Annotated in this window: 14 protein-coding genes; 7 read left to right on the top strand and 7 right to left on the bottom strand. The window is 36.9% G+C overall.

The genetic code is table 11. The annotated features are described in order from the left end of the window. The first annotated feature begins 114 nt into the window (after positions 1-114). From recA to ASG38_RS03620, 4 genes are all read left to right on the top strand, one after another. Entirely contained in the window at positions 115-1,119 is a 1,005-nt protein-coding gene (recA, locus tag ASG38_RS03635; protein ID WP_056067240.1) for a recombinase RecA, read from the top strand. Between the two features lie 98 nt (positions 1,120-1,217). Next, positions 1,218-1,646 carry a hypothetical protein gene (locus ASG38_RS03630; protein ID WP_056067238.1) on the top strand — a complete coding sequence of 143 codons (429 nt, stop codon included), beginning with the start codon at positions 1,218-1,220 and terminating at the stop codon, positions 1,644-1,646. Between the two features lie 24 nt (positions 1,647-1,670). Continuing rightward, the gene (locus ASG38_RS03625; protein WP_056067236.1) at positions 1,671-2,216 is read left to right on the top strand and encodes an RNA polymerase sigma factor; all 546 of its coding nucleotides are present in this window, start codon (positions 1,671-1,673) and stop codon (positions 2,214-2,216) included. Further along, positions 2,213-3,940, top strand: coding sequence for an outer membrane beta-barrel protein (locus ASG38_RS03620; RefSeq protein WP_056067234.1), 1,728 nt, complete (start codon positions 2,213-2,215; stop codon positions 3,938-3,940). Before ASG38_RS03625 ends, ASG38_RS03620 begins: the two co-directional genes overlap by 4 nt. A gap of 67 nt (positions 3,941-4,007) precedes the next feature. On the opposite strand, the gene ASG38_RS03615 is transcribed toward ASG38_RS03620, so the two are convergent. Continuing rightward, positions 4,008-4,766: a 1-acyl-sn-glycerol-3-phosphate acyltransferase gene (locus ASG38_RS03615; protein WP_056067232.1), complete on the bottom strand. Its 759-nt coding sequence runs from the start codon at positions 4,764-4,766 to the stop codon at positions 4,008-4,010. A gap of 123 nt (positions 4,767-4,889) precedes the next feature. Here ASG38_RS03615 and trpS point away from each other — a divergent pair, with 123 nt between their 5' ends. Then, entirely contained in the window at positions 4,890-5,864 is a 975-nt protein-coding gene (trpS, locus tag ASG38_RS03610; RefSeq protein ID WP_056067230.1) for a tryptophan--tRNA ligase, read from the top strand. Positions 5,865-6,128: 264 nt separating this feature from the next. Here trpS and ASG38_RS03605 read toward each other — a convergent pair whose 3' ends face one another. Both ASG38_RS03605 and dprA read right to left on the bottom strand, forming a co-directional pair. Beyond that, positions 6,129-6,665 (bottom strand): hypothetical protein, encoded by a 537-nt coding sequence (locus tag ASG38_RS03605; protein ID WP_056067228.1) that lies wholly within the window; start codon positions 6,663-6,665, stop codon positions 6,129-6,131. Positions 6,666-6,793: 128 nt separating this feature from the next. Then, complete coding sequence (gene dprA / locus ASG38_RS03600) at positions 6,794-7,894, bottom strand: DNA-processing protein DprA (RefSeq protein ID WP_056067226.1); 1,101 nt, start codon at positions 7,892-7,894, stop codon at positions 6,794-6,796. A 103-nt stretch (positions 7,895-7,997) separates the two neighbouring features. Here dprA and ASG38_RS03595 point away from each other — a divergent pair, with 103 nt between their 5' ends. Both ASG38_RS03595 and ASG38_RS03590 read left to right on the top strand, forming a co-directional pair. Continuing rightward, positions 7,998-8,933, top strand: coding sequence for an SPOR domain-containing protein (locus tag ASG38_RS03595; RefSeq protein ID WP_056067224.1), 936 nt, complete (start codon positions 7,998-8,000; stop codon positions 8,931-8,933). Positions 8,934-9,033: 100 nt separating this feature from the next. Next, complete coding sequence (locus ASG38_RS03590) at positions 9,034-9,546, top strand: acyl-CoA thioesterase (RefSeq protein WP_056067221.1); 513 nt, start codon at positions 9,034-9,036, stop codon at positions 9,544-9,546. Between the two features lie 33 nt (positions 9,547-9,579). On the opposite strand, the gene ASG38_RS03585 is transcribed toward ASG38_RS03590, so the two are convergent. The 4 genes from ASG38_RS03585 to ASG38_RS03570 are packed head-to-tail and all read right to left on the bottom strand — an operon-like array spanning position 9,580 to position 14,014. Continuing rightward, positions 9,580-10,836 carry a murein hydrolase activator EnvC gene (locus tag ASG38_RS03585; protein ID WP_056067408.1) on the bottom strand — a complete coding sequence of 419 codons (1,257 nt, stop codon included), beginning with the start codon at positions 10,834-10,836 and terminating at the stop codon, positions 9,580-9,582. 22 nt (positions 10,837-10,858) lie between these two features. Further along, positions 10,859-11,632 carry a DUF4292 domain-containing protein gene (locus tag ASG38_RS03580; protein ID WP_056067219.1) on the bottom strand — a complete coding sequence of 258 codons (774 nt, stop codon included), beginning with the start codon at positions 11,630-11,632 and terminating at the stop codon, positions 10,859-10,861. Next, positions 11,632-12,984 carry a lipopolysaccharide assembly protein LapB gene (locus ASG38_RS03575; protein WP_056067218.1) on the bottom strand — a complete coding sequence of 451 codons (1,353 nt, stop codon included), beginning with the start codon at positions 12,982-12,984 and terminating at the stop codon, positions 11,632-11,634. The genes ASG38_RS03580 and ASG38_RS03575 overlap by 1 nt, the downstream gene beginning before the upstream one ends. A gap of 19 nt (positions 12,985-13,003) precedes the next feature. After that, positions 13,004-14,014, bottom strand: a complete 1,011-nt coding sequence (locus ASG38_RS03570; RefSeq protein ID WP_056067216.1) for a sugar phosphate nucleotidyltransferase — start codon at positions 14,012-14,014, stop codon at positions 13,004-13,006. Positions 14,015-14,034 lie beyond the last annotated feature (20 nt).

Raw genomic sequence — 14,034 nt, 5'->3', positions numbered from 1 at the left:
TTTTGTTTATTTTAATCGAAAAACAGCAAATTTCTAACAAAAAATAACTCTTGCCACGTAGAAAAAAAGAACTATTTTTACGAAAAATAAGTGCCAATTATAAATGGAAGAAAAATGAGTTCAGAGAAAGAAGCCAAATTAAAAGCGTTACAGTTAACGCTTGACAAATTAGATAAAACTTACGGAAAAGGAACCGTAATGAAGCTTGGTGACCAGGCAGTTGAAGAGGTAGAAACGATTCCTTCCGGGTCTTTAGGATTGGATTTGGCTCTTGGAGTTAACGGATATCCTAAAGGAAGAATCATTGAGATTTATGGTCCTGAATCTTCCGGTAAAACAACCCTGACATTGCATGCTATTGCCGAAGCTCAAAAAGCAGGTGGTATTGCTGCTTTTATTGATGCAGAACACGCTTTTGACAGAAATTATGCAGAAAAACTGGGTGTTGATATCGAAAACCTGATTATTTCACAGCCTGACAATGGTGAACAGGCTCTGGAAATTGCAGAAAACCTGATCCGCTCCGGTGCTATTGACATTGTAGTAATTGACTCTGTTGCCGCATTGACTCCAAAAAGTGAGATTGAAGGCGAAATGGGTGATTCAAAAATGGGTCTTCACGCCCGATTAATGTCACAGGCATTGAGAAAATTGACCGGAACTATCAGCAAAACAAATTGTACCGTTTTCTTTATTAACCAGCTTCGTGAAAAAATTGGGGTAATGTTCGGAAACCCTGAAACAACAACGGGTGGTAACGCACTTAAATTCTATGCATCTGTTCGTCTTGACATCAGAAGATCTTCTCAAATTAAAGAAGGTGAAAATGTAATTGGTAACAGAACGAAAGTCAAAGTAGTAAAGAATAAGGTTGCTCCTCCATTCAAAACAGCAGAATTTGACATCATGTATGGCGAAGGCGTTTCAAAAACAGGAGAAATCCTTGATTTGGCAGTAGAATTTGAAGTTGTGAAAAAGTCCGGTTCGTGGTTTAGTTATGGCGATACCAAACTGGGACAAGGTAGAGATGCCGTAAAATCCCTGATTAAGGACAATCCTGAATTAGCGGAAGAATTAGAACAAAAAATCAAATCGCTGATTAAAGAAAATAATGATTAATTAAAAAAACCCGAAAATTTTCGGGTTTTTTTTATATCCTAACGCAACCTTCGGCCTATATACACATCTAAACAATAAAGCATAACAGAATACAGAGAATGAAAAAATTAATTTCGATTTTATTTTTAGCAGTCATAACAATCGGTGCATTTAGTTCCTGCGAATTAAATGATGATAATACTGTTAGTTACCATTTTGAGCTGATTCCTACAGAAAGTGCGGTATTTCCTCAAAGTTTTGTGATTGGAAGAACGTATACTATAAAAGTATATTATAAAAGACCTACCAGCTGTCATTTTTTCGAAGGGTTCTATTACGAAAAAAATTTAAATGTCAGAACAATAGCAGTACAAACAGGCGTACTCAATGCCAGTAATTGTACAGAATTGAATGAAGAGCCAGTAGAAGCTACATTTGATTTTATGCCTACAAACGAGAATACATATATTTTTAAATTTTATAAAGGAAAAGACCAATACGGGCAAAATCTTTTTCTGGAATATGAAATACCGGTAGTACCAGAATAATTTTTAATTTATAAAGAAAAACTTTTGAGTTTAGAACAACTCATATACGGTTGCAGAGATCATGATACCAAAGCTCAAGAACAATTATATAAGCTATTATCACCCAAATTGTTCAGTGTTTGCTTGAAGTATTCGCGGAATTATGTAGAAGCCGAAGATAATCTTCAGGACGGATTCCTTATTATTTTCAACAAGATAAACCAATTCAATTTCAAAGGGTCTTTTGAAGGTTGGGCAAAAAGAGTAATGGTTAACAATATCCTCCAAAAATACAGAGGGAACTCCGTTTTTGAAATCGTCAATGACACTATTCCTGACGAAGCAGAAGTCGAGATTGATGATGAAAATGTTTCTCTTGAATTTTTGATGAAAATTATACAGGAACTGCCTGACAGATACCGATTGGTTTTTAACCTTTATGTTATGGACGGCTATTCACACAAAGAAATTGCCGAAATGCTTGATATTACAACCGGAACAACAAAATCTAATCTTGCACGCGCAAAGATGATTTTAAAAGAAAAAATAGAAGCTCAGGCCGGAAACGGAAATTATACAGCAGCAAAATGAGTGAGAAAAAAAATATAGAACGGCTTTTCCAAGAGAAGTTCAAAGACTTTGAAGCAATACCTTCACCTGAAGTTTGGGACAATATCGAAGCAAAGCTCAAAGAGAAGAAAAAAAGAAGGGTTATTCCATTATGGTTTAAGCTTTCGGGAGTTGCGGCTATATTGCTTATCGGATTCATGATAGGCGACGGAATCATAAACAGCCCAATAAAAACAGATACTGATAACGGAGTTGTTGACCAAAATGCTACGGACGTTGACCGTTCAAAAGATTTGACACCAATGCAAAGTCCAATCAAAAGCAAGGAGGTCGTTACTGAAAATGAAAATGCCGTTACTGAAACTGAGAATACTGATTTAGAAAAAAACAACCCAACACAACAACATAAAAATTCTGAAAATCCAGAGCAGGACCAACTGAACAAGTCAATTATTTCAGGAAAGAATAAGGCCAAAAACACGGCTATCACCAGTCAGGATAATACTGACCGGGAACGCCTAAAAAATACAGCCGACAAAAATCTTCCTGTTATTACAAATCAAAAAACGAAAACAGAATCCGGACTTGCCAGCCAAGGGCCTGCTCAACAACATAACCGTCAGGAAAATGCCAACCAAAACAAATTCAACGGTAAAAACCAGGAAGATGTTTTTAACAAAGCTGGCATTGCAGATTCCGGAAATAAAGAAAAAAATCAGGCAAAATCAATTGTAAACCAGAATTCAAGTAAAATTTCAATTCCGGAAAATCGAAACGAAGGAGAAAAACAATTGGCCGTTTCTGAAAAAAAATCAAATGACCTTTTGCAAAAAAACGACAAGGTTTCAGAACGCAACAAACAGTCTGACAAAGAGAAAAATAATAATTCCCGAATCGCTTTTGACACCAAAGCATTCGAGAAACAAAAAAAAGATTCGGCAGCTGTTGCTACTGCCGAGCCTAATCCGCTGGAAGAATTGCTAAAAGAAAAAGAAAAAAAACAACAAGCGGTCACAGAAACTAAGGTAAATAGGTGGCAGATTACGTCAAACGTAGCCCCTATTTATTTTAGTTCTGCTTCCAAAGGCTCACCAATTAACCAGCAGTTTGCAGATAACAGCAAAAGCTATGAGAAAAATCTGAGCTATGGTGTTGGTGTTAATTATGCAATAAACAAAAAATGGTCTATCCGCGGAGGTGTGAACAAACTGACTTTAGGTTATAATACAAATAATATTGTTTATTATGCCGGCTTATCGGATGCTGTTGCTAATGGCGAAGTGTTTTCGCCAAGCAACATTCAGGAAAGCAGAAATGTCACGGTAATTGTTGAAGATAATACAGCTGCCAATACGGTATCGTTTGATAATGTTCCGGGCAAAAAGGCTGGCTCGTTAAATCAGACTATGGGTTATGTGGAAGTTCCGGTTGAGCTTTCGTATAAGATTCTGGATGATAAATTTGGTATCTCTTTAATTGGTGGTATGAGCACGTTATTCTTAAATGAAAACAGCCTATCCGTAGTATCTCCGGGTATGTCTACCTCAATTGGAAAAGCATCAAATTTAAATGACGTTTCTTTTACTTCCAATATCGGAATCGGATTCAAATACAAGTTTTGGAAATCATTCGAAGCGAATGTTGAGCCAAAATTAAAGTATCAGATTAATACATTCAGTGAAAATGCTGGTGGATTTAAGCCTTATTTCATAGGCTTATATTCCGGAATCAGCTTTAACTTTTAGATAGTTGGTTTTATAGTTTAGTTAGGTTCGTCATTAAATACGTTAATGACAAAAAAAAGCGTCGTGGTTAGGCGCTTTTTTTGTTACTGAATTTCAAGAGTTGTTTGTAAATGATTTCCCTTACTAATTCTTTTATCTGCTTGATTTCCTTCTTATCTGCATTGTGGCCTTTTGTTTCCACAAAACGATGAATTTTGGCTCGCATGAGGCCTGGGCTTCCACTCAAAAAAGTATAGGAGAATCGTTTTTTATTATCTGCAAAAGTCATAGGAACAATTGGTATCTGGTGCTCTAGCGCCAAACGAAAAGCTCCGTCTTTGAATTCATCCAAAAGAACCGACTCATCATCCGGAACGCCTCCTTCCGGGAAAATACAAATACTAAGTCCCTGTGCCAATCGTTTTTGGGCACGGTTGAAAACCTCCATCCTGCTTTTGGAACTGCTTCTGTCAACCAAAATACAGGTTCTTTTGTAAAAGAAACCAAATAACGGAATCTTAACCAGTTCTTTCTTTCCGACAAAAACAAACGGATTGCGTACCAGGGCAAGCATTAACATAATATCCGTCATGGAAGTATGATTGGCCACCAGCATATAACTTTTTCCTTCTTCCAGTTCCTGTTCACGTTCAACCTTATAATGGAAGCCCATTCCGAAAAGGATTATTTTAGCCCAAATTCTGGCCATGACAAAAAAGTAGGGATACCATTTCTCTTTTGAGATAGAAATAAGCAAAAAAGGCAGCATAATAATGATAGGAAGACCCATCAGAATATAGAACCATATCCTCCAAAGAATCCAAAAAACTATTTTAAAAATACGCATGCAGGTGGTGTATCAGAATTATTTATGAGGGCAAAACCTGGTTTTCAAATTTTGTCTCCCAAATGTAAGAATTCAAACCTTACATTTTGCCAAAACATTTACCTTTGCAAAAATTAAGTTATTATGTCAAAAATACTCACAGGTATTCAAAGTACCGGAACGCCGCATTTAGGAAATTTGCTTGGTGCGCTTCTTCCGGCCATCGAATTATCAAACAAGCCGGAAAACGAAACTTTTCTTTTCATTGCCGATTTGCACTCAATTACGCAGATTAAAAATGGAGAAACATTACGTCATAACACGTACAGTACTGCTGCAACGTGGCTTGCCTGTGGAGTTGATGTTAACAGAGTTACTTTTTATCGCCAGTCTGATGTTCCTCAAACAACAGAACTTTCATGGTATCTGAGCTGTTTTTTCCCCTACCAGCGACTAACGTTGGCCCATTCTTTCAAAGATAAGGCTGACCGATTGGATGACGTTAATGCCGGGTTGTTTACCTATCCGATGCTTATGGCAGCAGACATTCTTTTGTATGATGCTGAATTCGTTCCTGTTGGAAAAGACCAATTGCAGCATATTGAAATTACACGTGATGTTGCTTCCCGTTTTAACCATCAGATGGGAGAAACTTTCGTAATTCCTGATTCGTATCTTCAGGAAGAGACAAAGTATGTTCCGGGAACAAATGGTGGAAAGATGAGCAAATCAGCCAACAATATCATCAATATTTTTTTAGATGATAAATCGTTGCGTAAACAGGTCATGTCTATCGAAACCGACAGCACTCCTTTGGAAGCTCCGAAAGACACCGAGAACTGTAAAATTTTTGCTATTTATAAACTGATTGCCAATGAAGAACAACTGGCGGCCATGACCGAAAAATATAAAAACGTAAATCGTGATTTTGGCTGGGGCCATGCCAAACAAGCCCTGTTCGAGCTTATTTTGGAAAGATTTAAAGTAGAAAGAGAAAAATACAACTACTATATGAACAATCTGGAAGAAGTGGACAAAGCACTGCAACAAGGCGCTGAAAAGGCAAGAGCTGTTGCAGACAGGGTTCTGGAAAGAGTCAGAAAAAAATTAGGATATTAATCAAAGCCCCGCTCAGTCGGGGCTTTATTTTTAAAGCAACTATATCACTTTTTATCATAAAATTATTTGATAATAAAAAAGCCCCAATTATGGGGCTTCTATATTTAAGACCGTTCAGATAACTTTAAACCCTGCCTTTCGGCCGTTCAGATTTATTTCTACCCTGTCTTATGATTCTTATACAAAGTTAAAGTAACACAATAGACTACGAGTTGTTTTTTGATTCTATTTTTCAATGATAAACAACTCTACAATAGATATTTACTATAGCCCGTAATTTGCTATCTCAACAAGTTTTTTGTTAGTGCATCTAAATAACTGAGAACTTTCACCATCAACCCGTATGACCAATTGGTTATCGAACACTTTAAAGTTTTCCTCAATCATTGCTGTCACTAAGGTTATCTCGTATATCCCAATATCAACATAATGGATTTCGGTAGCTAAATTTAACATCTCTCCATTTTCATTTCTTTCCTGTAAAATAAATCTGTATTTGACACCCCTATTTTCAGGGTATTGTACAAGCAATATGTTTGGATATCTTAATTGATAATAAAAAATGTGATTAATACACCTAACCGTAAGTTTCTGTAGTGTGTCTGATTCTAAACCTCTCTCGATTTGTCTTTCATTACAATGCTTTTCAAACCAAAGTTCTACATCTATATCGATTTTAGTTTGATGAAACTGCCTACCTGTTGCTGTACAAGAGTTTGGAGAATATCTTTTTATATTTTCTACTGCAACAGGCGGCTTTTTATCTAAAATTCTAGACCTTTTCTTTTTCGGGCTTTCCATATTTAACTATTTGTAATCAACAATATTAACTAATTAAGATTCGAAAGACAGTTATTTAAATCCAATTTATAAACATTTTTTTGCAAAACTGAACTACCAGTAACTCTATACTTGGCAACTATACATTTTTAAATAACTTCAAACAATTTGCCCGGCAACGGCCGTACCACTCCTTTTAGTTCCATATTTAAAAGCAGGGAAGATATTTTGTGAACAGGGAAATTGCATTCTAAAGCAATAACGTCCATCAATTCTTTCTCTTTTGCCTGCAAATAATTATAAACCGTTTGCTCCTCCTTATCCAATTCTATGAATAAGCGTTTCTGCACACTGGTTTTCTGCGTTTCCAAATCCCAGTTAAGTATATAAATCAAATCTGCCGCTGAAGTCAGCAGTTGTGCTTTTTGAGATTTAATCAGGTTGTTGCATCCCTGACTGTATTTGTCCGATGCTTTTCCCGGAAATGCAAAAACATCCCTGTTGTAGTCATTAGCCATGTTGGCTGTAATGAGGGAACCTCCTTTTTCTGCCGATTCAATAACGATAGTTGCTTCGGAAATACCGGCCACAATACGATTTCTACGAATAAAATTTTCCCTGTCAGGATTGGAAGAACTCCAGAAGTCGGTCATAAAACCACCATTTTCCTGCATCCTGGAAACATATTTTTTATGAGCCTTCGGATAAATCTGGTTTAGTCCATGGGCGATAATACCAATCGTTTGCAGATTGTGTTCCATTGCTGCCTGATGTGCAATAATGTCAATTCCATAGGCAAAACCACTAACAATAACCGGATTTAGCGGTGCAAGGTCAGAAATCAGCTTTCTGCAACATTCTCCTCCATACGGGGTAGCCTGTCTTGTTCCGACAATGCTTATAATTTTTCGGTTATTGAAATCGAAGTTTCCCGAAGCAAATAATAATATGGGGGCATCGAAACAATGTTTGAGCTTTTCCGGATAATTTTTACTTTGGTAAAAAAACACATCGATAGCATTTGACGTGATAAACGCAAGCTCTTTTTCCGCCTTTTTAAAAACCGTCTGGTCTTTGAGATTTCTAATCAAAACACTTCCTATTCCTTCTATACTTTGGAGTTTTGAAGGTCTGGATTGAAAGATTTCTTTGGCATTTCCAAAATGCGCGAGAAGTTTTTTGGCAAGGATATCGCCTACCGATTCTACTTTTTGTAAGGCTAATAAATAAAATAATTCTTCCTGGTTCATGGCAAATAATTGAATCTCAAATATAAAGACATTTTACTTAGATTGTTAATAAAATTTGTTGATAAAATTTTGACCTGACCAATGAATAAGTAACTTTGTTTCTATGAAGATTGAATTTTACATATCCCAACTTTTATATAGATACCAATGTGTTGCGGTTCCCGGTTTTGGAGCATTCCTTACGGAGATACAACCTGCAAGACTCAATGAAAGTACTATGGCGTTTTATCCGCCCAGAAAAGTGGTTTCTTTTAATTTTCATTTAAAGAATAATGATGGCTTATTGGCAAACCATATTTCGCAGGCCGAAAAAATCTCCTACGAAGATGCCGTAGCCCAAATCGAAACTACTGTTTCAGGATGGAAGCTGGCTTTGCAATTGCACAAATTGCTGGAGTTGAAAAACATTGGCCAATTGTCTTTAAATTCGGAAAACAATATTGTTTTTGAACCGTCAGATAGCCTGAATTACCTTACGAGTTCTTTTGGATTGAGTACTTTTGTTGCTCCAAAAATTCAAAGGGAAGTTTATAAGGAAGAAGTTGAGGCGCTTGAAGAAAAAGCACCAATAATTTTCACTCCGGAACGAAGAAATAGCAGGCCTTATCTTAAATATGCCGCTATTTTTGTACTTGGACTTGGAGCAGCAGGTTTCTTTGGAAATGACTATTATCAGAAACAAATTGATTCTGAAAACCTGATTGTACAAAAAACGGTTCAGAAAAAAGTACAGGATAAAATACAGGAAGCTACTTTTTTTATTGAAAGTCCGCTACCTGCCGTAAAGCTGAATATCAAAGAGGAAAAGTTAGCTTATCATATTGTTGCGGGTGCTTTTAGAAATGAAGAAAATGCACAAAAAATATTCGAAAAGCTTAGTGCAAAAGGATATAAGGCAAGAAAAATAGCAAAGAACAAACATGGATTGCATCCTGTTCTTTACGGAAGTTTTTCTAATTATGCCGAAGCCCAAAAAGCAATGTCAAAAATCCAGAAAACAGAAAATCCGGAAGCTTGGCTTCTGATTCAGGAATTATAAGTCCAATCCCGATTCGTTCGGGATTTTTTATTTTTCCCCTAAAAAATTTATTACTGACTATCGGATTTAATTGCTATCTGTTACCTTTGCAAAAAAAACGATGCAAGCGAAAACTCCTTCTGAATCTGTAGCAATTCTAACTGATTTGGTTTTGCCGGGCGAAACCAATCCTTTAAACAATCTTTTTGGCGGTGAATTACTGGCACGAATGGACAGAGCGGCAAGCATCGCGGCAAGGAGACATTCGAGACGTATTACTGTTACAGCTTCTGTGAATCACGTGGCGTTTAACCGTGCTATTCCTTTGGGCAGCGTTGTGACTATTGAAGCTAAGGTTTCGAGGACTTTTAAAACATCAATGGAGATTTATATTGATGTATGGATTGAAGACCGCGAGTCAGGAATCAAAAACAAGGCAAACGAAGCCATATATACTTTTGTTGCTGTCGATGAAACCGGTCGTCCGGTAGAAGTTCCTGCCATACTTCCTGAAACCGAACTGGAAAAACAGCGCTATGATGCCGCATTGAGACGAAAGCAGCTTAGCCTTGTACTGGCCGGAAAAATGAAACCAAATGAAGCTACTGAACTAAAAGCATTATTTATAGAATAAAAAAGGAACCTTTCAGGTTCCTTTTTTATTTACTTACATATTTGTCAACCAGGCTTGTGGATTTAACGTTGTTGAGTTTTGCATGATTACAAATTTCAAGGCTGTCTTGCCTGCTGCATTGGTTGTTACTTTTCCTATATTCTGCATAGCCGTTACTTTAGTTCCTTTGGAAACACTTACAGAGCTTAAGTTTTGATATACCGTATAGAAATCTCCATGTTGGACGAATACTACCATATTATTTGGAGAAATCAGCTGTACTCTTGTTACTTCACCCGCAAAAACAGAACGTACGGAAGCACCGGAATCTGTCGTAATTTCAACACCGCTACTGTGAACGATAAGTGATTTTTGCAGCGGGTGCGGCTGGTCACCATACCTAAGGGATACAAAGCCTTTTGCAACAGGCCATGATAATTTTCCTTTGTTCGCTTTGAAATTATCCGAAATGATTTTCCCTTCCGGAGTCAATACAATTTTTGAAGAGTTTTCGATGGCTTTTGTTTCTGCAACAGTTGCTTTTGGATTCGCTTTTTTATTTGCTGCAGCTGTTTTTCTGTTGGCTTCGGCAATTGCCTCCCTAATTAACTTGTCAATCTTACGGTCAATTTCACGTGTTTCCTGTTGTTTTTTCTTGATTTCGGCAGTATATTTTTTGACGTCTTTTTTAATAGACTTCATTATTTTTTCCTGCTCTTCCTTATCTTTTTCCAGATTCTGCTTTTCTTTTTCGTTTTCGACAATCAGCTTCTGTTTTTCTTTTTTCTGTATGCCTAACTTTTCGTTATAGGCTGCCAGCTCATCTGATTTTACCTTAATTTCTTCTCCCTGATTTTTTCTATAATTAGAATATTGCTTCATGTATTGGGCCCTTTTATAAGCCTGAAGGAAGTTTTTCGAAGAAAGCAAAAACATGGCCCTGCTCTGCTCAGAACGGCTCTTATAGGACTTGACAATCATTTTGGCATAATCCTTTTTAAGCTCATCAAGGTCTTTTTTCAGTCCGTTGATTTTTAACTGGTTTGTATAAATGTCATCACTCAATAACTTGGCTTGCTTTTCGGTTGTAGCAATAAGTTTTTCCTGCAGCTTGATTTTTGCAGTCTGCTGGCTAATTTGTGTAACGACCGATTTTTCTTTTTTCTTTTCTGATTGCAAAGCATTTTCTGCTTCCCTGATTTCTTTCTGAAGCTGTGCTTTGCGTTCTTCCAATTTTCTCTGCATATCCGTTTGGCCCCAAACTATTGAAGTGGCCAGCAGCAGAAAAAGAGTAAATATGTTTTTTGACATAATTGGATATGTTTGTGCAAATCTAATCAATATATATTCTTTCATAGCCATCAGGAACACTGTACGGGAAAGTAAGGTTTTCGTTGAATGAAACTGAATTATAATCGATATTAATATTGACTTTCTTACCGTTTTGGACTGCATCAATTATAATTTGTGATGGCAATACCATTTCCGGATATTCTTTATGACCTGGATAGAGAATCTGCAATCTCCTGTCTTCTTTTGATTGGGTAACTTCCTGCTTTTTTATCAGGTAATTTGCCGCTTCAAAATAAAAAGCCTTTTCGGTATTCTTATTTGAGGCATCTTGCAGTTTGTACAGGCTTTCGTCAATTGTGGTCGTGTATTTCCCTTTTGTCAGGTCGTCCATGGCTTCACCAATAAGCATGTTCTGCACTTTTTGGAAATCCAATTCGGTCCCGAGCCACTTGCTCAGTGTAGAATAATCGCCTTCAAAAAACTTGTTTCCTATCTTTTCATAATATTTTACCTCCTGAGGCGTAATGAGTGCCTTGGCCATGGTAAATCCTAAAAAACGGACACTGATTAAAATCTGCTCATCTTTCTTGATTCGGATTTCGGCAGAAACACCCTGTGACATGTGGTCGTCTTTATACTTTGCACTGGCCTTGATATAGGCTGTCGAAAAATTCCTCTTGAGCTTATAATGGTTTTCAATTACTTTTGAAGAGGCGACCATTTCATTGGCTGTTCCTTCTGCAATTACTGCTTTCCTGGCATTGCATGAAAGTAGCATAAGGGCTCCAAAAGTTATGAAGATATATCTTTTCATTATTTTTTCTGTTTTAATAACTGGTCTGCTTTCTGGAAATAAAATTCCTTCTTCTTCGCATCTCCAAGTCCGTTAAAAGCCTCACCTAATTGGATATTAAAGTTAATTTCCAAATCTCTGTTGTCAACGAGATAGTCCATACCCATTTCCAAAAAGTCTTTGGCTTTTTTATAATTTTTTATCTGGTTGTTTGCCAGTCCCGAGTAATAATAAAAATCCGGTTGCATAGGGAAAAAATCAATCAGGTCTGATGCTTTTTTTGCCAACACATCAAACTGCTTATTTTCTGTATAGGCCTGCAATAAGAAAATATTAGACTCTACTTCCTGTGGATTATTTTTGGAATAGATTTCCAGATAGTGGATGGCGCGTTCCCAGTTTTTTCTTGCATAAAAAACCTTGCCTACTTCTTTAGTCAACAGAGCCTGGTCTTCACTACTAAAATAGCCAACGGCCTTATCCAAATCAGTATTGAACTGCGGATTGTTTTTGACAAAAACCAAAAACTCTTTCAGGATTTTGCGTTTTACTTCAGTATCAATCTTCTTGCTTTCCAACACCTTATTCATGGCCGTAACTGCCTTATCTCCATCGTTATTATTAAGATGAAATTTGAAAAGTCCTACCTGGGCAAATTCTGAATCGGGAATTTCTTTTTCTAATTTTTTGGCAATTTCATATGCTTTTTCTTCCTGATTGCTTTCCGAATAAAGATAAATCAGGGCAATGTATTTTGACTCGTCTTTTGGATTTTTTTTAATGGCTTCCAAAAGCTGGTCTTTTTCTCCAATGCGGTATTTTGAATCTTTCAGGATTTGCTGCTTATAGGCATTCCTCTGAGGGGTTTCACCAACCGTATCATCCAAATCTTTTATGAGTGCCAAGGCCTTGTCATATTGGTCTGTATACATGTAAAGCGAGGTCAGGTCCTCTTTATATTTTATGTCAAGCCCAATTAATTTATTGACAACAACTATAGCCTGTGTATAATCTTTTGTCTGGTAGCACACATCATACATTCCAACATAGAACCATTTATTTTTAGGGTCTATGAGGGAAGCCTGTGAAAACGACTCGTATGCTTTTTTATAATCTTTCAGGCTCAGGTAATTTTTACCCAATTCATAATAGACGACCGCATTTTGAGGTTGTAGCTTAAGGCATTTTTCCAAAGCGGTAATGGCTTTGTCATAATTTTCAATGCCTTTCTGCTTTAGTGATTCATAAAAACTATCCTGAAAACCATCTTCTGCCAATGCTATATCGTCCGGCTCAGCCTGGGCAAAAGTTTTGGCCGGAACGCATAACATTCCGAAGAAAAGAAGTGGTAAGAGATAACTTTTAATTTTCATATTGGTTTTTTATCAAATTTTATTCCAAAACCGAATAATCGCCTATGCTTATGCTTGTGAAATTTCCGTCAAAGCTGGCGTGGTTTCCAATCATTGCATTATCCAAACTTGCATTTTTTATATGAGAATGCGTTTGAATTAAACTGTTTTTTATGGTACTGTTGATGACGTGACATCCTTTGCCTAAAGATACATTTGGACCAACTATTGCGTTAATCAGGATTACGTCTTTACCAATATAGCATGGTGGAATGATTGTCGAATTTTCTGTCTTAACATCATAGTCTACCAAATGTTCGCCATCATTATGCAGGAAGCCTAACATTCTTGTATTGGTCTCCACAGTAACATTTTTGTTACCGCAATCCATCCATTCGTCAACTTTTCCCGGAACAAACTTCAATCCTTTTTCTTTCATATTCTCCAAACCATCCGTCAGTTGATATTCTCCTCCTTTTACAACATTATTATCCAATAAATATTGCAATTCATTTCTTAAAGTTTCTCCGGATTTGAAATAATAGATACCTATAATTGCCAGGTCAGAGACAAAATCTTTTGGTTTTTCTACAAAATCAACAATTTGGTTCTGCCCGTTTAACTGCACAACACCAAAAGCACTCGGGTCGTCAACTTGTTTTACCCAAATAACACTATCTGCCTCTGTGTCCAGGGTAAAATCAGCACGAAAAAGCGTATCGGCATATGCCACTACTATAGGCCCTGTCATTGATTCTTTTGCACTCATAATGGCATGAGCTGTTCCTAATGGCTGTTCCTGATAATAAATTGTGCCTTTGGCCCCCAATTTTTCTGCTATTTCGACCAACTCAACTTCTACCTGCTTTCCAAAATCTCTGTGGATGATAAAGGCTATTTCTTCTATATCCTGATTGATTACACCGGCAATATCTTCAACAAGCCTATGCACTATTGGCTTTCCGGCTATCGGGATTAGTGGTTTTGGAACTGTTAATGTATGTGGTCTTAAGCGAGAGCCTCGTCCGGCCATAGGAACTATTATCTTCATATAGTTTTCGTATTTTATTT

Origin of the sequence: Flavobacterium sp. Leaf359 (assembly GCF_001423985.1) — a bacterium.
In the GTDB taxonomy this organism is placed as follows: Bacteria; Bacteroidota; Bacteroidia; order Flavobacteriales; family Flavobacteriaceae; genus Flavobacterium; species Flavobacterium lindanitolerans.
The sequence above is the reverse complement of the archived record's forward strand: the minus strand, read 5'-3'. Positions and strand labels throughout refer to the sequence as shown.